Origin of the sequence: Paenibacillus sp. FSL P4-0176, assembly GCF_037975265.1 — a bacterium.
Taxonomy (GTDB): Bacteria; Bacillota; Bacilli; order Paenibacillales; family Paenibacillaceae; genus Paenibacillus; species Paenibacillus amylolyticus.
In genome coordinates, this window is sequence record NZ_CP150242.1 from 6287271 (window position 1) to 6305675 (window position 18405).

Consider the following 18405-nt stretch of genomic DNA (forward strand, 5'->3'; position numbering starts at 1 on the left):
TTTATCCCCTTTCAGCCGCTGGGCGGAGACTTTCAAACACTTTGGCAAGCATTTGATCATAGGTTCTGAAAAAAAGATTCCATTGAATGGTGTTCATTCGGGGTTTGCAATACATCGTTACCAGCATATTTCGTTTTTCATTTTGAATTTCACAGATGACATCAAACAGCTCCTCCAGCGCCACCCTGCCTCCACTGACATAATCAGCCTCATAGAATAGCGGACGAATGGCGACATGTTGTGATTTCATACCTGTTCTAACCAGATCCTGGATATGGTGACCAGGCTGTTCGTCTGCTGTATGTAAAGCTTGTTTCGCTATAACAAACAACTCATTAAAATCCTGTACCTCTTGCACATCCAGCGAAATGGAACTGATATGGTTCATTCGATAAATCAGTGTATAGACCGTAAGTTGTGGCTGATTGCCAATCTCCGTCAACAGATATGCGAACAAAGACCACAACCATTCCACAGGCGTGCAACCTGCAATTCTGGATAAGTCTCTGATTTCATTAAAGCGATCCTTCTCGATCCTGAATTCATATCGATGGTCTTGAAGGACCTGTCCTGTATTCTGCATGTAATCCAACGGAACAGGATAGGCTTCCAGTTCCATGCCTTCCTGATCTGCGATGAATTTCGCAAGTCTGGAGATCGTAGGATAGGCAAACATATTGGTTAACGTAATTTGAGCTGGATATAATTTTTCAAGTTGATTATAGATCTGAGCAAGAAGCAGCGAATCACTCCCCAAGTCAAAAAAGTTAATCGTGGTGGTGACTCCCGCATCGGCTCCCAGCACCACATGAAATACGTCCAGAATGGTTGCCTCCAGCTGTTCTATTGGTGTAATTTGCCGTTGATTCATTGGACACCTCACCTCCGTATAGGATCTACTCCATATAACTTGTTAATGTCTGATTGATCATGCTGGTAACCCGATGCATACTGCCTTCGAATAAATAAAAATGCCCCCCTTTGTATATCCGGGCGGCACTTCCTTGTTCCGTATAACCTCTCCAATGTTCTGCACAATCCAGAATGTAGCCCTCATCCTCTGCTCCGTTCAGTATCGTGATATCACATTGCAGTTTATAAGGCTTCTCTTCGTAAGTATACGTCTCATTCATCTCCAAATCCTTACGTAATATGGGGATGAACATATCCATAAGTTGCTGGTTCTCAAAGAACTCATCCGGGGTACCGCCCATTTCCTTAATGCGGTCTATGAACTGTCCTTCGGGCAAATGGTAATAGACCTGGTCTTTTTTATAATCCGGTGTCTCTCGCCCCGAGAAAAACATGTGTATGGGTTTCCTGAACTGCTCTTCATGCATTTTGTTATACAGTTCATAGATAATCAGACTTCCGAGACTATGTCCAAATAGAGCATATGGCTCCTCATCTGGCAAATCGCGAGATATATAATCAAATACATCATCTACACTTTGCTGAATACTCTCATAGAGCGGCTTAGAGAATTTCAATCCACGTCCTGCAAGTTCAACAGGGTTCAGCACAATGGACTCGGATAACCCCTTTTTCCATTTGTTATATATTGATGCTGACCCTCCTGCATAAGGGACACAATATAATCGCATCTTGGCCATATAATCTCCTCTCCACTTACACGACTTCTCCCCATCTGATTGCTGTAGCGCAATAATACGTTCCAGCCCCAGCCCCAACCAACACGACACGGTCACCCGTTTTCAGTGCCCCTTGATTCACAGCCTCGGTCACCGCAATTGGCAAGCAAGCATTAGAGGTATACCCGTATTTTTCCATCGTCATATAGGCCTTTTCTTGTGGGATACCCAAGGCAACGGCCAGTTCTCTAATCAGATTACTGTTTGTTTGTGGGAAAATAAACAAATCTACTTCCCCCATATTCCATTTTACTTTGCGCAAAAGACGGTTCACGAGCCGCGGAATACCTCTGACCAATTGTTCATATAAATATCGACCATTGGACGTATAGACGGAAGCAGATCCATCAGAAATGTGTCCATAATGAACAGGCAGTGTTCCATAACTGATATCTTCCATATTCTCGTGATGCATAATTCCGTTCAGAAAAACGCTGTGATAGGAATCATTCTCATCTAATTCCTGTAAGACAAATGCCCCTGCTCCGTCTCCTACACTGGAACACGCTGCTCGATCCTGCCAATCAGTTACTTTCGAGTAGGTATCTGCGCCGATGACTAGAATATTGCTTATATCTTCTTCAGCCTGGAACGTATAATACGCATTCAATAATCCATAGCTGAACCCGGCACAACCCGCGCGGAGATCCAGACAAATGGCTTGGTCCGCTCCGAGCTTTTCCTTCACGAGAGCCGACGGATGAGGTATTAAACGATCCGGTGTGAACGTCGCCATAATGATCATATCAATATCCTCGACATCAATCGAAGCCTGTTCTATAGCTTGTCTCGCAGCTTCCAATGCCAAATCGCTGGTGTACTCATGCTCATGCGAAATTCTTCGTTCACGGATTCCGAGATTATGGTAAATCCAGTCCGCATTTGCGTTAATGTTCATAGCCTCCAGCCCCTGATTCGTTAACACGGATTCCGGCACATACATGCCAATACCCCGAATGGTCATTTTTCTCATGCATCACGTCTTCCTTTCCTGAATCTAAGGTGAGTAGCCCTCTCTGAAAACTATAAAAAATTTTTGAAGACAACAAAAAAACAGTTCAGCAGCTTACTCGCGCTGTACTGTCTCAGGAATACCTTTTTCAACAAAATGTAGTCAGGACCACTCCTAACTACACAGCTTCGCCCTGTTGATACACGTTGTGTATTTCAGAGTTTATGCATATGACTCCTTTGGTTGCATAATGTGCCTAAGCTTCATTCTGCTCCTCCGGTTTTGGTTGTCGTATGTGACCATAGCATATCTGAGTACATTATCATTTTTCTTGTTTTGCATATAAAATTTCAACACCCAAATCAACTAATCTGGGTTTATCATTACCTGTTAGGTGAAGCCATATCTTTGCTCTGCGCGTATGTCTGTCAATCTTCTTAATGATGCCTTCGTGTCCCATCAACGGGCCATCTAACACCACAACTTTGGTATTTTCCATATATACGGTTGAATAATCGATAATATCTTCCGGATTGATGAGGTTTAGCAATGTGGTCATTTCATGATCCGGGATTGGCGTGCAGCTTGCGTTAGTTCCCAGCATTTTAATGATATGAGGAATAGAACAGATTAAGTGGTAAGTTTCGGCGGTCATGTTGACTTGAATTAATACATAGCCAGGAAAGACCTTTTTGGTGCAGGCTTCAAAAATACCTGATTTCTTCTCCGGAACTTTTCTCTTGGGGACTAAAACTCGAATGGAGGTTCCTAGATACATATGTAGGTATTTCCTAATGACTTCTTCGCTTCCTGTGTGTACAAACAATGCGTACCAGTTCATGGCATCATCCTCTGATTAACAAATTAGCCAAGCGGAAATATACATATACATAAGAAAGAACAAAGACCCCAATTTTCAATTTGTGTAATAAAATGTATTTTATTTGTTGTAAGTATCTTAACTCATGACTTTTGGAACGTCAATGCTATTAATTCAATTTTATGTAAAATAACCTTACAATTCACATAAAACACTCACATTTTGTCTGATATCCAACTCAGGGACGTTACTCGTCTCCATTGTAACCAAAAAATCACTTACAGCATCAAGCATCTGTAAGTGATTATTATTCCATCCTTATACTATTCAAACAGGTCCAAACGAAGACGTTTCAAACTTGTATGTTTGATGTACCACTGGCCGTCGATTTTGACAAAAGTTTCGTGGTAATGCCCAAATCCGTGGAATGATTTGTTCTCATTGCCCTCCGGGAACGTGACCCAATCTTCCATTGGGGAGATGACCTTTGCTTCGTTCTCAGATACAAATTCAACTTCGGCGCTATGAACATGATGCACGGTTACGGCAACATCCACCAGATCACGGAATACTTGTACGATCGTATCACGGCCTGTTAATACCGGAATTGGATTGCCCTCTGTACTGAAATCGGCCACTGCATCCGGAGCAAACACATCGCCCAAAGTATCCCACTGCTTCGTATCAATATAGCGGCAATAACGCGCCTTGGTGTTCCTAATGTTTTCAAGCGCGAGCAATTGTTCCAGTCCTGTAATCGTTGATTGGCTCATGTGTTGTCCCTCCAGAGATGTAAAATGTGATGTAAGATTAGGATCATGTATGTATGCATACTATACCTTCCTTATTGTACCATTCGCCTTCTATTAGGTACAACGATACAAAAAAATCTTTCCTTACCTCTCGCGAGGTTGGGGAAAGATCTGGATATACCTATGTGCCAGACGAGTTAACCACGTCGATTGAAGTTCACTTCTATCTGCAAGTTACAGGGAATGTGCACCCTTCATCTGGGAAGCCAGTTCTGACATTTTTTTATTGTTCAAAAAACTTTCCATCTCTTCTTCCGCCTGCACCATCACCTGCTGGATCAAACAGCCTGCGTTATGATTCTGGGAACATTCGAACAGGGACGCCTGACCTTCAATCGCATGAATGATCTCCAAGAAAGAAGGATCCGGATTTTTACGACTAAGCCGGTAGCCACCATTGGCGCCAGAAGTTGATTCGATCATGCCCGCCTTAACCAATTTGGTCAAAATTTTGGACAGATACGTTGGTGATACCTTCTGCAATTCTGCAAGTTGGTGTACACTAACCAGCTGTTCGGGGGCAGTACTTACAAGATGAAGCATCGTATGCAAAGCATAATTTGTCGCTTTTGAATATTTCATGAGGGCACCTCATTATACACGGATTTAATTTATCCATAATAGACTTGATTGAGCTCTGTGTCAAACCAATATACCTCAAGCACTGGCAACATCGAAAAGATACGAGTTAATTGTGATACAATCCGCGGTAATCCGTAGGTGTCATCCCCTCATGGGCCATGAACTGGCGGTTAAAATAACTGGCATTGGGATACCCCGCTTCCTCCGCGATTTGTCCAATGTTGGCCGTAGGCCGTTCGAGTAACCATTGCTTCGCCATCTGTAGTCGTGAACGAGTGATAAATTCCATGGGCGTCATCTCCACAGCACTCTTGAACATTTTGCAAAAGTAATACGAACTCACACCTGCAAGATCCGCCCAGTCCTGCAACAGGAAAGGTTGACAGGCTTCCTGCTGCATCTGTGGAAGAAGTGCAAGAACCCGACTCTCCGCCTTACTTGTGGTACGTGTGCTCTTTAAAGGTACTGCATGCTGCACGAACTCGGCGAGTACGGCATAGGTCAGTGTGGATAGCTGAGCCGGACGAAGCATCGTGTTCTGTTCGGCTTCAGTGAGCAAGGCCAGATGAGCCTCTTCCCAAGAGCTGCGTTGCCGCAGTGTCCACAATAGATTGCGATGTAACCCCCGCTCGATCATATAATCATGCAGACGTTCACCGTAAAAATGAACCCATCGTACATCCCATGGATCATCTTCACTACTATAATAATGCTGCCGCTGCTGCGGGAAATAGAGAAACGCCTGACCTGCGCGAAGCTCATGCACCACCCCGTCCACTTCTACATATCCCTTGCCCGAAGCGACGTAGTGAATATTAAAGTTGTTCAGTGCGCCGGCCTCACGCAACACGGCATGCTGGACGTGGTCCATATAATGTCCAACGGACTCGGGATAACAAAAATATGGAATATCCTGCAGGGTAAGCAATACGGTTTGTCTCATCATAGCCGGTTCTCCTTGATCAACAATATTGTGTTAACTAACTTCAATATATTATCATTTTAATTCATTGATCTATTCTTTATAATCACAATATACATTCATAAACGGGAGGATACAACACATGAATTCAGTTCAAAAATTGCGTTGGGGCATTCTTGGTAGCGCTAGCATTGCTGTGGAATCCGTCATTCCAGGCCTGCAGCAATCCGAGTTAAATGAAGTAACCGCGATTGCCAGTCGAGACGAAGATAAAGCCAAACAGACGGCCGAGAAACTTGGGATCGACAAGGCTTATGGCAGTTATGAAGCTTTGCTCGCTGATGATTCCATTGATGCCGTATATATCCCACTGCCGAATCATCTTCATCGGGAATGGACGATCCGGGCTGCTGAAGCAGGCAAACATATTTTGTGCGAAAAACCACTGGCTCTGACAGAACAGGAAGCTCAGGAGATGGTTCAAGCTTGTGCAGATGCAGGTGTGCATCTGGCTGAAGCATTCATGTACCGCCATCATCCACGATATGAACAGATCCGGGATATCATTGCCAGCGGTGAGATTGGTGAGATTCGTGGCATGCACAGCACATTTTCATTTAATAACTCCAATGCATCCGGCAATGTCCGCTTTCGGCGGGATTGGGGCGGAGGTGCACTGTATGATATCGGATGTTATTCCATCAGCGTAGCACGTCTGCTGCTTGGTCAAGAACCAAGTGCAGTTACCGTTATTGGCATGTTCTCCCCACAGCATGATCAAGTCGATATGATGGCCTCTGGACTGCTAGAATTCGATAATCACGTTGGTGTGACCTTTGACAGCAGCATGTGGGCAGCCTTCCGCAACACGCTGGAGGTATTGGGATCCGACGGGATTATTGAAGTCCCTTCGGCATTTATCAGCGGACAGGACCGCAGTTCCAACTTCTATGTAACGGCTGGTGGTGAACGCAGAGAGATTGAAGTCCCGCAAGTGAACCACTACTCTCTACAGGGAGATGATATGGCACGTGCTGTACTTCAGGGCAAGGATTTGCGCTTCGCCCCTTCCGATGCGGTAGCTAATATGAAAGTACTGGAAGCTTGCCTTCGTTCAGCGGAAGAGCGTACACGAATTACACTATAATTGAGAGGATGAACTGACTTATGGAATATATCGAAATTGCTGGTGCAGGTAAACGTGTCTCCCGATTGATTAAAGGAACCGATTATTTCGTGCATAATGCCTACGATAAAGCAGCTACGAACATGGATGCTTTTCTGTCGATTGGCGGTAACACTGTAGATACAGCACATATCTATTGTGGTGGACAGAGTGAAGAAGTCCTTGGTCGTTACATGAAGGAACGTGGTAACCGCGACCAGATCGTCATTCTCACCAAAGGCGCGCATCATGACCAGAATGGGCCACGTGTGAATGCTGATGCCATCCGCAGTGACTTGATGGAAAGTCTGGAGCGTCTTCAGACAGATCACGTAGAGATGTATGCCTTGCACCGCGATGATCCCAATACCCCTGTCAGTGTTATTCTTGAAGCACTGAACGAACATATTGAATCCGGCAAAATCGGCGCAATTGGCGCATCCAACTGGACCTGGCAGCGGCTCGAGGAAGCCAATGCATACGCTGCGGCAAATGGCCTGAAGGGCTTCACATTCAGCAGTCCAAATCTCAGTCTCGCCAAAGCAAACGAACCGTTCTGGGAAGGCTGTGTGTCAGCAGATGCAGAGACGCTGGCATGGCATGAGCAAACCAAACTACCATTGCTATCCTGGTCGTCCCAAGCACGTGGTTTCTTCACTGGAAGATTCACACCTGAAGTTCGGGATAACGAAGATCTGGTGCGTGTATTCTACAGTGATGATAACTGGGAACGGTTGCATCGGGCTGAACAATTGGCTAATTCCAAGAAAACAACACCAATCCAGATTGCACTTGCTTATGTATTGAATCAGACGTTCCCAACCTGTGCGCTGATCGGAGCCCAGAATCAGGCAGAACTGCTCTCCTGTGACGAAGGATCACGCATCACGCTTACTCCTGCTGAAATCGCATGGTTGGATCTGGGCAGTGATGTACCGGCTGGCATCTAAAGAAAATTAATCATTCCATCAACAAATACAGAAGGACTTACCCCAGAGCACATCTCTGAAGGTAAGTCCTTTATATCGCAGATTAAGCCATATAGAATGTTAGAAATTGCAATGTCATTCGGTTGGATTACAGTTTAACGATCTGACCTGTTTTCTCGGATTCGAATGCTGCCAGGATCACTTGCAGGGAACGCAAGCCCTCTTCCCCGGAGATCGCTGGAGGTGTTTGGGTTACAATCGACTCTACAAATGCGTCAATGACACCACTCGGCACTTGTTTCTCGTTGGTAGCCATGGCACCAACTTTGTACGTCTCAACTGTACCATTGGTGAGCTCAACGATAACTTCATCGCCTTCCACTGTTCCGATCTTCATAACACCATTCTCGCACCACAGCACTGTACTGTTGTCTCCAGCTCTGTATTGTGTCCAGCTTGCTACGAGCGTTCCGATCGCTCCGCTCTTCATACGCAGCAAACAAGTTGCGTTATCGTCAACCTTAGTGCCTTCTTTGTGCAGTGTGCTGATGAAACCAGCCACTTCAGATACCTCATCATTCAGCAGATAACGGATGAAGTCGGATTTGTGCACGCCCAGATCGCCCATTGCGCCCATAATCGCTTCTTCTTTACGGAAGAACCAGCTTTCAGCTCCGTCCACACTCCATCCTTCCGGACCCGGGTGACCAAACGATGTACGGAAATTCAAGACTTTACCGAGTTTGCCGGATTCGAGAATTTCTTTTGCTTTTACGTGAGGAGGCATCAAACGTTGGTTGTGTCCAACCATCAAATACACGCCATTTTTCTTGGCAGCTTCGATCATTTGCTCGCCTTCTTCAGTGGATACTGCCATTGGTTTCTCAACCAATACATGCTTGCCTGCATTTGCAGCAGCAATCGCCATTGGCGCATGCAGATAGTTTGGTGTACACACACTAACGGCATCCACTGTTTCGTTTGCAAGCAATTCTTCGTAACTGGAATACGCTTTACCGCCGTAAGTCTCGGCCATCTTCTCCGCACGCTCCACAACCGGATCGGCAAAAGCGACAAGTTCTACGTTCTCATTGGCAGCGTACTCTGGAATATGTCTGCGCTCGGCAATGGCTCCACAGCCGAATACAGCAACTTTAATTTTACTCATGTACATAAGTCTCCTTTGACAAATAGATTAGCATTTTTCATGGTTCGATGATCCATTAGAATTGGTTCAGGTAGTTTTCTTTCAACCAGTTGTAGCTGTTGGATACGCTCTCAAGCGGAGGATTCTGACATACGTCTTGTTCCACGATCAGCCATTCCACGCCTGCATTCGTAGCGCCTTCAATAACAGCTGGCAGGTCAACCGAACCTTGTCCCAATTCCAGTGTTTTCATCTGGCCCTGTTCGTCTTTGCTGAAGTCCTTCAGATGAAGCAGCGGCAAGCGACCCGCATATTGTTTAATATACTCGATCGGATTTTGTCCCGCAAATTGTACCCAACATACGTCCATTTCCACTTTTACCGCTTCCGGTGATGTTTGAGCGAACATGGCATCAAAGGCATTGGCATCGCCAACCTGGCCATGGAATTCAAAGTCATGGTTATGGTATCCGAAGATCAACCCTTGTTTCGCTGCTTCAGCTCCATATTGTTGTAACTCAGCGAATAGCTTGGTCCAACCTTCTGCATTCTCAGGACGATCTTCTGGCATCAAGTAAGGGCAAATGATATATTGTGCGCCAATTGTTTTCAGGTAATCGATTTGTTTTTGCAAGTCTTCGCGCATTGCATGTAGTGAAACGTGGCTGCTGAATCCTTTCAGTCCAAGTTCATCTAGTAGCGCTTTCATTTCCTCAGCTGGAATATCGCCATATCCGGCAAACTCCACACCTTCATATCCAAGGGCCGCTACCTTACGCAACGTACCACGAAAATCTGCTGCAGTTTCATCACGGAGTGTAAACAATTGCAAACCAATATTAAGTTTTTTCATGTAGGATACACCTCTGTTCTCAAATTTGCTTTCATTGCTCTATCTGGTATCATCCTAACGCAAAACAGGCTAGAATGAACATATACAATATAGTCAGAACATGAACTATCTGATCAAATTTTATTTCCATCATTTTGCATCAATTGAATGTACCTAATTTCAACTGAAGATATTTACACTGGCACTCCGATGACAGAACAACCTTCCGATCGCTGTTATCCCCAGATTTTTTTAATTTCCTTTTCAAAAGGATAAAATCCGGTGATAAAGGCGAACACTCCGTTTCTTCAGGTTCTTTCTGTCCTCTCCGTTTTCGTTTAAATGTTAAGTTAAACTTATGATGTAAAAGGATGTACATATTGGGGGATTTTATCTTTGGATACGTTAGAGACATCTGTACTGATCTGTGACTACTCATACCACTATAAAGCGTTCACTCATAATATGAAGGGCGAGCTGCAAACCTATCTGTTCCGTCTGCAGACCGAAGGCTCGTGCAAAGTGTATGTACAGGATGAGGAATTCAGGATGACGAGCGGGGACTTGCTGCTCTTAAAGCCTGGTGACGACTACCATCTCGTTGTCGATGAACCACATAAGGAAGGACGTTTGTCCAGCGGAGATTATTATCTGTTCTGCGAGGGCAGCTGGATCGAGAACTGGTGGAAACGGCAGCATCGATCTACCGTGAGCCGAATTGGACTGGATGACAAACTCATCAGCCTGTGGAGAAATATGTTACTTGAGAAACGTCGCGGGCCTCTTGAGGAAAATGCGGAGCTAAAGGATGCGTTACTACGCGGATTATGTCTGTATATCGACCGGGCAATTAAAGAGAATATACAGACCGATCGGGCAGTTTCCTCTGCGCTGAAGTTAAAACGTTTCATTGAGGAGCATGCCACTGTTACGTTCAAGCTTGATGAAGCGGCTCGTTATGCGGGCCTCAGCCTGTCACGTGCAGTCCGTTTATTTAAGGAGCACTACAATAAGACCATGATTCAATATGCGATTGAGATCCGTTTGAATGCGGCATTGGAACGAATGAAATACAGTGAAATGACACTGGAGCATATTGCCGAATCCTGTGGTTTTGCAAGTTACTCCTATTTCCACCGGGTATTCCGGGCGCACTTCGGTGTGTCTCCGGCGGAGTATCGGGAAAGGGAACCTGAACCCATTGATGATTTGGAACATGTATAGTTGTGTTTATAATTTTTGATTATGTGCTTTTCAATCACTTTATTAATTTCTAACTACCTTCTCTTTCTTAAACCATTTTTATAGACTATTTTTCAATATAGTATAATGAAAATCAATCTGCATCTTTTTACAAATAAATAATTAATGTATATGAACAAATTTGTCTGCCTTTAACAAATAAACATGGAGGAATTATATGACAATCATTAATGAAAAGTACCTGGCCTTATCTCCACGGAAAGAATATTTAGTGGATCCTGTTATCTTAGCGCAAGCTTGGAAAAAATCTCACAGCTATATCAGGCGGCATAACTGGTATGCAGATGTGTTAGAACTTGATCTATCAACTATTACTTTGGAAAAAAATCTTAATCTTTGGGCAGAGCAACTAAAAACGGATGTGTACAAACCCGATAATTTAATGCTGGTACCTGCGCCCAAAACCTCTACTTGGGAGTTTCCTAAAGAAGGGAATGTTTACTGGAAACCTACAGATAAGACTTCAGATATAGATACTGAAGAGGACTTTAGTCTACGCCCGTTAGCACACATAGGAATTCGGGACCAATCCATTGCTACGGCAGCAATGTTGTGCTTGGCTGATGCAATTGAAACTCTACAGGGACCTACCGACGGTGATAATTTCGTCGAAGCACAAGAACAAAGCGTTTTTAGTTATGGAAATCGACTGCACTGTCACTGGGATTCTATGGACGGAAAAAACAAGGCAACATTTGGCTGGGGAAATTCTAAAGTTATCGAATGTACTATGAAGACTATCAACAATTCTTAAAAAGGCCAAAATTTATGTGCCAATACTATAATTCAATAGCACAACCTAGTATGAAGCAGTATGTAATTACGCTTGATCTTAAGAAATTCTATGATCGAATAGACAGAACAGCCTTGATTAACGAAACAAAGCGGTTATACGAGGATTACGTTTCTAAATACCAAATTACTGATCTTTCTTTAAAAGATGACAATTCATTCTGGAAAAGTCTCAAGAACATATTCTCATGGAAATGGGATCCTGATGATAAAATGAAATCAATGGAAATATTTGAGATTGAGGATTTACCAGAAGGCTTGCCTCAGGGTCTTGTAGCTGGAGGATTTTTCTCAAATATATATATGATGAGATTCGATAAAAAAGTTGGTGAACTTTTACATAAAGAAATTAAAACTGAAAACTTATCAAACAAGATTAGAATCCGGGATTATTGTAGATATGTAGATGACATGCGTTTAGTTATTGAAGCAAGCGATGATATATTGCCTCAAGAACTCATAAGCGTAATTACTAAGGAAGTCGGCTTATGTCTACACACACATCTCAGTTCAATGAAAGTTACTAAACATAGTGATCCCCTGTGCATCAATGAAGACAAAACAAAAATTCAAAGCTATCAGGAGATATCTAGCCAAAATGAGTTGTCAGCTCGTATGAATATGCTTCAAAATGTAATCAGTGGTACTCCTGATATAGACTCAATTAGACAGATCATAAGTGATTTAGATAGTCTATTGCAACTTTCGGAACACCTTGATGAGAAGCAAAAAAACAATTTCAATAGTCTCGCTCTATCGAGAATCTCTGTATTAAACGTAGATGTCAACTCAGATACACTTAAACGTTTCGCTGCAAAGCGACTAGTTGATGCTCTGAGAACACAGAAAGGAATTAACATTCCTGAAGAAGATTTTGTGAATACATCGCAACAGACAAGTGGAAATGTTGCAAGTATTGATCATGATCTTGAGCTATATTCACGCAAATTGATTTCCATTTGGTCAAGGAATCCAGCTCTTTCCTCTTTACTTAAATTCGGACTAGATCTCTATCCCGATCCGTCTCTTTTAAGTTTAGTTATTGATGCTCTAGAATCTAAAATATTTATTCTTCCTTTTTCTTTTTTAATTAATATCAATGAAAAAAAACATAAATTTGCAATGGAATATGTAGCAGCGGATCTCCTCTGTTCAAGTGCAGTTTGGATAGGATATCGCCATAAACAGGACTATCCGCAAAATATAGATGTTCAAGCATTTCGCGAGACACTCGCTCTCTTTGCTCGAAAAATATTAAAAAATGCAACTCAATGCTCATGGTACCTAAACCAGCAGGCTGCACTATATCTAGCTTCCCTGGATCAACCATATGCATTTAAAAACTGGGAAAGCCTAAAAGCAATGGATCATTATGTTGTTCTTCATCAGTCTTTGCTCTATGAAACTATTGAACCTGTAGATATACAGAAAATTGAAGATCGACTTGTGACAAGTCTAGTCGTGCAACAACTCAAACCAAATGTGACTAGATTTGCACTTTGGATGTCTGAATTCTACAACTTATTGAGCGTAGATTTAAAAATCACAACATTAAAGTTGCTATCCATAAATCGACCAGATTTGGTGCGTGAAGTTTTCAAACATATTAAAATAGAAAAAGAGGTACTGTACGAAGCACCAGAGCTTTCTTCTATCGCTTACAGAGACAATATCAAAAAAGTACTGTCACAAAAATCAACAAATAAAACTAGTTATAACCTAGCAACTATTATCAGTAGTCCCGATAATCCTTTCCAACAGGAGAATGCACTACTAATTTTAATTGAAAAATTATTAGATCCTAGCTTCTACAATAGATTGAATTCTAAAAGCGGACTTTCACTTGAAGATGTACAAATTAAGTTCAAGCAATTTGATTCTATACAAAATCCGAGTATAAAGGATTCTTTTACTCTCACACTTTCCAGTAGTAGTAATTCTACACTTTCATTAGATCGTTTATATGATAAGCCTTGGGTAAAAGAAGAGTACTTTTGGCTCTATAATCTAGGAAGCATTATACGCTCTTGTATTACTGGAGAATATGACTTTACAACACACTCATATTTGATTAGACAAGATCATTCGATCTCCTACGGCTACAAAGGATTGAAATCAACATGGTTTACCCGACGTTTTGGTATGTCTGTGTTCGCTCAAGGTGTTTTCACAGAACCCTTACCCCTATCACCTTGGCTAAGTGAGCTCCTTCTTCGCATGCTTCAGTGGCCTGGCATTCATTATTTCGATAGACACCTTAAAAATTTTAGTGAAGCACCCACACGCGTTGAATTAATGAAGATTATAAAAGGTCGAAAAAAGACACAACAGCAGCTTTACGGTAAGCTATCAAATACTCCAGTTTATGTGTTACCAGTTATCAACAAAAAAAGAGAAGAAGATAATCAATTTAGGGCTGTTATTGTTCAATCTCTACTTCCTAACATGTCAGATTTCAATTTGAAAAACCCCATTTACTGGACACCTGAATTTAGAAGGAAACACCGTGGGCATATCGCTGATGTTTGCCATCTAGTAAATAAACATTTAGCTGCATGGCAAGCTGCATCATCAAATTCTGTCGTTAATAAACGAGAAGCTGCAAATGCTGTTGATCTCATTGTTTTTCCAGAACTTTCGGTTCACGCAGATGATATCGATTATCTAAAAAGATTATCAAGACAGACTAAAGCTAGTATATTCGCAGGTGTTTGCTTTCAAGAAAGAACTACAGATAAAGTATTGGTTAACCAAGCTATATGGATTCTATACTCTGACGATGACCCTGATGTTACCGTATGGCAAGGTAAAAAAAATATGACTGTTTATGAAGAGTCCATGGAGATTCAAGGACACCGCCCTTATCAGTTATTAGTAGAGTTTCAAAAATCAGGAAACAGAAGAATTCGAGTAGCAGGTGCCATCTGTTATGATTCTACTGACCTTGAGCAAGCCGCGGATCTTCGAGATATTTCTGATATGTATGTTATTTCTGCACTAAATCAAGATGTAGATACTTTTGATAACATGATTACAGCTTTAAACTATCATATGTACCAACCTGTCATTTTGGCTAATACAGGTGAGTTCGGTGGTTCCGCAGCTTATGCTCCTTTTAAAGGGCATGACAAGTTAATCGCACACGTTCATGGTGGTAATCAACTTGCAATTAGTATGTTTGATATTGATCCTACAATGTTTAAAAACAAATCAAAAGTCAAAGCAACAAGTGGAAAAAAAGTTAAAACTTCACCTGCGGGATTCGAAGGAAGATAGATTGACTGATTGATAATACTGGAGGGCCTCTCTTTCAACTATTTGGCTTAGTTCATCAGCCGCGAGTAGAAAGAGAAGGCTCTTGAGTTTTATTCTCTACGCATTAAAGTAACTTACTCACTTCCCTCATGACTCATCCACATCAAACCTGTATAGTTAAAATCATAGGTTTTTCTTACAGTTTCAACCAACTAAACATCTTATATAGATACTCTAATAATGGAGCGATACATATGCTAACCCACCAGCGCAAAGTCCTCATCATTGAGGATGAATCAGATATTTCGCGCATTCTGCGAGATTATTTAACCAAAAATCAATATGAAGCCGCCGTGGCAGCCACTGGACAAGATGGACTTCAGATTATGGAGCTTATTCAACCAGACTATATCATTCTGGACATTATGCTTCCGGACATGGACGGGATCGAGATCTGTCGAGAGATCAGAAGGCGCAACAATATCCCCATCCTCATTCTAAGTGCCAGAGGCAGTGATACCGATAAGGTACTTGGTCTTGGCTTTGGAGCAGACGACTATATGACCAAGCCCTTCTCGCTGAGCGAATTGTTAGCACGAATTAATGCCCACTTCAGGCGTTATGACAGTATGACATCCGTTGGAGACAGAACAGATCTGTTGCATCTTGGAAACCTGGTGATTGATAAAAAAGCCTATAAAGTTACATTAAACGGATCGGAAGTTTCTCTGTCTGCCAAGGAATTCGAATTACTTCATTACTTGGCAAGCCATAAGAATCAGGTATTCTCCAAAGCCCAGTTGCTCGACGCCATCTGGGGATATGCAACCTACGGTGATGAAAATACCGTAACCGTATACATTCGCAGACTACGTGAAAAGATTGAGGCAGATGCCTCGCATCCGACCGTTCTGAAGACGGTATGGGGTGTCGGTTACAAATTCAATTACGAATAAGTGAGATTGGAGGCACCCACATGTCATTGAACAGCTGGTCCAAACGCTGGTTGTTAACAACACTTGGGCTTCTCATTATTATCGTTTTAAGTATCCTTGCACTGTCGATGATGCTGTTACAAGATCGAAATTCAGGCGAATCCAATCTGTCCCTGAATCAGGTTCGACTCAAGGTCAATCCAATCTTACTCGCTTTGGAGCAAAATTATCAGCATCTTAATGAACAAAATATTCGTGAAGACATACGTTCCACCGCAAGAGAGACCGGGGTTCTGCTTACCTATCTAAACTTGGATGGAAAAGCCATTCTGTCCTCCGACCCCACCTCTGAAGGGACGCAAGTTAATCTGCGTACAGCTCTTCATTATGATCTGCATCATGCCACTCAGGCCGCGGATGGTAACGATTGGCTTGATATGGCGTTTCCTGTGATGGACGGACCCACGGGAAGTCAGATCGGCAATGCCATCTTTTCCATCCCCCAAGCCATGGTTACGGTTCAGCAATCGATGACTTTTCCGGTTATATTGATTAGCGCACTCCTGCTCCTGTCACTGATTCTGAGCTTATTTCTATTCTGGATGAAACGAAAACTGGACAAACACCTGCTCTCTCCCATCCATCAATTGAAGCAACATGCGGAATCCATGCTTAAAGGCAATTATGAAGAAAAAATCCAGTACAACCGGAACGATGAATTGCTCGAAGTATATGCCATGTTTGATCTAATGCGCACGGAGATTAAACATATGAGCGAGCAGCGTATTCAGCAGGAACAAGCACAAAAAGAACTCATCACCAATATATCTCATGACATTAAAACACCAATTACCACGATAAAAGCATACATAGAAGCTATTGAGGAAGGACTATGCAACGATCAGGAGACGCTGATGGAATATATGGGAGTGATGCGAACCCATACGGATAAAACAGCCCGCCTTGTGGAGGATCTGCTAGTTCATGCACTTCAGGAATTGGGGCAAATTTCGGTGGAAACCCGTGAGTTGTACAGTGGGCCTATACTGGAGACGATGTTGAAACCTATTGAACATGTTGTCCTAACAAAGGGGCTTATCTATAAAGGACCCAACTACATCCCCAATGTGTTAATCGCTATCGACCCCACTCGAATTGAACAGGTGATCTCCAATCTTGCCGCCAATGCCCTCAAGCATACAGCTCCAGGAGACACGATACGTATAGATATGGAACTGGAATCTGAGCATTTGAATGTGACGATTGCCGATTCGGGTCAGGGAATACGTGTACAGGACATGCCGTTTGTTTTTCAGCGTTACTTCAGAGGCCAGGCGAGTCATGCAGAACAACGTGTTCAGGAAGGTACAGGGCTGGGCCTTTCTATCTGCCAAAGCATTATTGAAGCACATGGAGGCCATATTTCCTTTACTAGTAAAGAAGGACAAGGTACAACCTTCCGGTTCTATCTGCCGATCTGCTGAGCCCACACTCAACAGCTGTAATACTTTATTCATAATTTGATAAGGCTTCCTCAACATCCCTCCTCTAGAATAAATCCTATATTGCACTCGGGAGTGATTCGAATTGTCCAAAAAGGTGATTATCCGTGCACAGAATCTGTGCAAAACGTACAACAGCGGAAGTGAACAACATCATGCCATCCGTAATGTTGATCTCGACATCTATGAAGGGGAATTCACGGTCATCATGGGTAACTCTGGCTCTGGCAAATCAACCCTCTTATATCTGCTAAGCGGACTGGATCAGATTACAGCAGGTGAGGTCTATTTTCGCGACCAGCGGATTGACGCTTACAGTGAACGTCAAATGTCCGATTTCCGCACCCGCCGGATCGGTTATATCTATCAAAGTATCAATCTGGTCCCAGACCTTTCCATCAAAGAGAACATTGCTTTACCGGGATATATTGCAGGAAACAAAAAGAAGGACATCCTATCCCGCGCTGCTGAGCTGATGAATGCCATGGATATTGATGGACAGCGTAACCGCCTCCCATCCCAAACTTCCGGAGGACAGCAGCAACGAGCTGCGATTGCACGGGCTTTGATCAATTCGCCGGATATCATTTTTGCGGATGAACCGACCGGAAGCTTAAATATGGAACATGGCACAGCCGTTCTCGATATCCTTACAGATATTCATCGAAAAGGACAGTCTGTTGTTATGGTGACGCATGATATCAAGGCCGCCTGTCGGGCAGATCGCCTGATCTATATTCAAGACGGCAAGATTGGCGGAATCCTTGAGTTTGACACCTATGACGAACATCAAATTCAGGATCGTGAAGCGATTATCTTCGCTTTGGTTACGGGGAAGGAATAAC

The 18405-nt window shown here is 42.9% G+C and carries 17 protein-coding genes; 8 read left to right on the plus strand and 9 right to left on the minus strand.

Translation table 11 applies throughout. The features are described from left to right. Position 1 precedes the first annotated feature (1 nt). From MKY95_RS28985 to MKY95_RS29015, 7 genes are all read right to left on the minus strand, one after another. Positions 2 to 871 (minus strand): acyl carrier protein, encoded by an 870-nt coding sequence (locus tag MKY95_RS28985; protein WP_036668121.1) that lies wholly within the window; start codon positions 869 to 871, stop codon positions 2 to 4. Between the two features lie 25 nt (positions 872 to 896). Then, on the minus strand, positions 897 to 1613 hold the full coding sequence (locus MKY95_RS28990) for a thioesterase domain-containing protein (RefSeq protein WP_051449553.1): 717 nt from the start codon (positions 1611 to 1613) through the stop codon (positions 897 to 899). A gap of 16 nt (positions 1614 to 1629) precedes the next feature. Beyond that, positions 1630 to 2625, minus strand: coding sequence for a ketoacyl-ACP synthase III (locus MKY95_RS28995; RefSeq protein ID WP_036668122.1), 996 nt, complete (start codon positions 2623 to 2625; stop codon positions 1630 to 1632). A 301-nt stretch (positions 2626 to 2926) separates the two neighbouring features. Beyond that, positions 2927 to 3445: an antiterminator LoaP gene (gene loaP / locus MKY95_RS29000; RefSeq protein WP_036668123.1), complete on the minus strand. Its 519-nt coding sequence runs from the start codon at positions 3443 to 3445 to the stop codon at positions 2927 to 2929. Between the two features lie 302 nt (positions 3446 to 3747). Then, positions 3748 to 4197 carry a nuclear transport factor 2 family protein gene (locus MKY95_RS29005; protein WP_074096526.1) on the minus strand — a complete coding sequence of 150 codons (450 nt, stop codon included), beginning with the start codon at positions 4195 to 4197 and terminating at the stop codon, positions 3748 to 3750. A 213-nt stretch (positions 4198 to 4410) separates the two neighbouring features. Next, positions 4411 to 4818, minus strand: coding sequence for an Rrf2 family transcriptional regulator (locus MKY95_RS29010; protein ID WP_017692155.1), 408 nt, complete (start codon positions 4816 to 4818; stop codon positions 4411 to 4413). A gap of 106 nt (positions 4819 to 4924) precedes the next feature. Continuing rightward, on the minus strand, positions 4925 to 5764 hold the full coding sequence (locus MKY95_RS29015) for a helix-turn-helix domain-containing protein (protein WP_339195655.1): 840 nt from the start codon (positions 5762 to 5764) through the stop codon (positions 4925 to 4927). Between the two features lie 118 nt (positions 5765 to 5882). Between MKY95_RS29015 and MKY95_RS29020 the strand changes: the two genes are divergently transcribed. Next, the gene (locus tag MKY95_RS29020; protein ID WP_339195658.1) at positions 5883 to 6887 is read left to right on the plus strand and encodes a Gfo/Idh/MocA family oxidoreductase; all 1005 of its coding nucleotides are present in this window, start codon (positions 5883 to 5885) and stop codon (positions 6885 to 6887) included. A 20-nt stretch (positions 6888 to 6907) separates the two neighbouring features. After that, positions 6908 to 7855 (plus strand): aldo/keto reductase, encoded by a 948-nt coding sequence (locus MKY95_RS29025; RefSeq protein ID WP_127546671.1) that lies wholly within the window; start codon positions 6908 to 6910, stop codon positions 7853 to 7855. Positions 7856 to 7982: 127 nt separating this feature from the next. Here MKY95_RS29025 and MKY95_RS29030 read toward each other — a convergent pair whose 3' ends face one another. Together MKY95_RS29030 and MKY95_RS29035 are read right to left on the minus strand one after the other, a co-directional pair. After that, positions 7983 to 9002 (minus strand): Gfo/Idh/MocA family oxidoreductase, encoded by a 1020-nt coding sequence (locus MKY95_RS29030; protein ID WP_036668128.1) that lies wholly within the window; start codon positions 9000 to 9002, stop codon positions 7983 to 7985. Positions 9003 to 9057: 55 nt separating this feature from the next. Beyond that, entirely contained in the window at positions 9058 to 9834 is a 777-nt protein-coding gene (locus tag MKY95_RS29035) for a sugar phosphate isomerase/epimerase (RefSeq protein WP_047841639.1), read from the minus strand. A 375-nt stretch (positions 9835 to 10209) separates the two neighbouring features. Between MKY95_RS29035 and MKY95_RS29040 the strand changes: the two genes are divergently transcribed. The 6 genes from MKY95_RS29040 to MKY95_RS29065 all read left to right on the plus strand — a co-directional run bounded on the left by MKY95_RS29040 (position 10210) and on the right by MKY95_RS29065 (position 18404). Beyond that, the gene (locus MKY95_RS29040; protein ID WP_036606779.1) at positions 10210 to 11037 is read left to right on the plus strand and encodes an AraC family transcriptional regulator; all 828 of its coding nucleotides are present in this window, start codon (positions 10210 to 10212) and stop codon (positions 11035 to 11037) included. Positions 11038 to 11233: 196 nt separating this feature from the next. Further along, positions 11234 to 11830 (plus strand): hypothetical protein, encoded by a 597-nt coding sequence (locus MKY95_RS29045; protein ID WP_339195663.1) that lies wholly within the window; start codon positions 11234 to 11236, stop codon positions 11828 to 11830. Beyond that, the gene (locus MKY95_RS29050; RefSeq protein WP_339195666.1) at positions 11800 to 15144 is read left to right on the plus strand and encodes a reverse transcriptase domain-containing protein; all 3345 of its coding nucleotides are present in this window, start codon (positions 11800 to 11802) and stop codon (positions 15142 to 15144) included. The genes MKY95_RS29045 and MKY95_RS29050 overlap by 31 nt, the downstream gene beginning before the upstream one ends. A 233-nt stretch (positions 15145 to 15377) precedes the next feature. Further along, the gene (locus MKY95_RS29055) at positions 15378 to 16079 is read left to right on the plus strand and encodes a response regulator transcription factor (RefSeq protein WP_339195669.1); all 702 of its coding nucleotides are present in this window, start codon (positions 15378 to 15380) and stop codon (positions 16077 to 16079) included. 20 nt (positions 16080 to 16099) lie between these two features. After that, the gene (locus tag MKY95_RS29060; protein ID WP_338707073.1) at positions 16100 to 17542 is read left to right on the plus strand and encodes an ATP-binding protein; all 1443 of its coding nucleotides are present in this window, start codon (positions 16100 to 16102) and stop codon (positions 17540 to 17542) included. Between the two features lie 103 nt (positions 17543 to 17645). Beyond that, positions 17646 to 18404, plus strand: coding sequence for an ABC transporter ATP-binding protein (locus MKY95_RS29065; protein WP_101314572.1), 759 nt, complete (start codon positions 17646 to 17648; stop codon positions 18402 to 18404). The last annotated feature ends 1 nt before the right edge of the window (position 18405 follow it).

Coding starts and splice junctions, on each gene's coding strand:
- loaP (WP_036668123.1), bottom strand. CDS start 3,445: ATGAACTGGTACGCATTGTTTGTACACACAGGAAGCGAAGAAGTCATT.
- MKY95_RS28995 (WP_036668122.1), bottom strand. CDS start 2,625: ATGAGAAAAATGACCATTCGGGGTATTGGCATGTATGTGCCGGAATCC.
- MKY95_RS29060 (WP_338707073.1), top strand. CDS start 16,100: ATGTCATTGAACAGCTGGTCCAAACGCTGGTTGTTAACAACACTTGGG.
- MKY95_RS28990 (WP_051449553.1), bottom strand. CDS start 1,613: ATGGCCAAGATGCGATTATATTGTGTCCCTTATGCAGGAGGGTCAGCA.
- MKY95_RS28985 (WP_036668121.1), bottom strand. CDS start 871: ATGAATCAACGGCAAATTACACCAATAGAACAGCTGGAGGCAACCATT.
- MKY95_RS29035 (WP_047841639.1), bottom strand. CDS start 9,834: ATGAAAAAACTTAATATTGGTTTGCAATTGTTTACACTCCGTGATGAA.
- MKY95_RS29045 (WP_339195663.1), top strand. CDS start 11,234: ATGACAATCATTAATGAAAAGTACCTGGCCTTATCTCCACGGAAAGAA.
- MKY95_RS29055 (WP_339195669.1), top strand. CDS start 15,378: ATGCTAACCCACCAGCGCAAAGTCCTCATCATTGAGGATGAATCAGAT.
- MKY95_RS29005 (WP_074096526.1), bottom strand. CDS start 4,197: ATGAGCCAATCAACGATTACAGGACTGGAACAATTGCTCGCGCTTGAA.
- MKY95_RS29025 (WP_127546671.1), top strand. CDS start 6,908: ATGGAATATATCGAAATTGCTGGTGCAGGTAAACGTGTCTCCCGATTG.
- MKY95_RS29010 (WP_017692155.1), bottom strand. CDS start 4,818: ATGAAATATTCAAAAGCGACAAATTATGCTTTGCATACGATGCTTCAT.
- MKY95_RS29050 (WP_339195666.1), top strand. CDS start 11,800: ATGTACTATGAAGACTATCAACAATTCTTAAAAAGGCCAAAATTTATG.
- MKY95_RS29015 (WP_339195655.1), bottom strand. CDS start 5,764: ATGATGAGACAAACCGTATTGCTTACCCTGCAGGATATTCCATATTTT.
- MKY95_RS29020 (WP_339195658.1), top strand. CDS start 5,883: ATGAATTCAGTTCAAAAATTGCGTTGGGGCATTCTTGGTAGCGCTAGC.
- MKY95_RS29030 (WP_036668128.1), bottom strand. CDS start 9,002: ATGAGTAAAATTAAAGTTGCTGTATTCGGCTGTGGAGCCATTGCCGAG.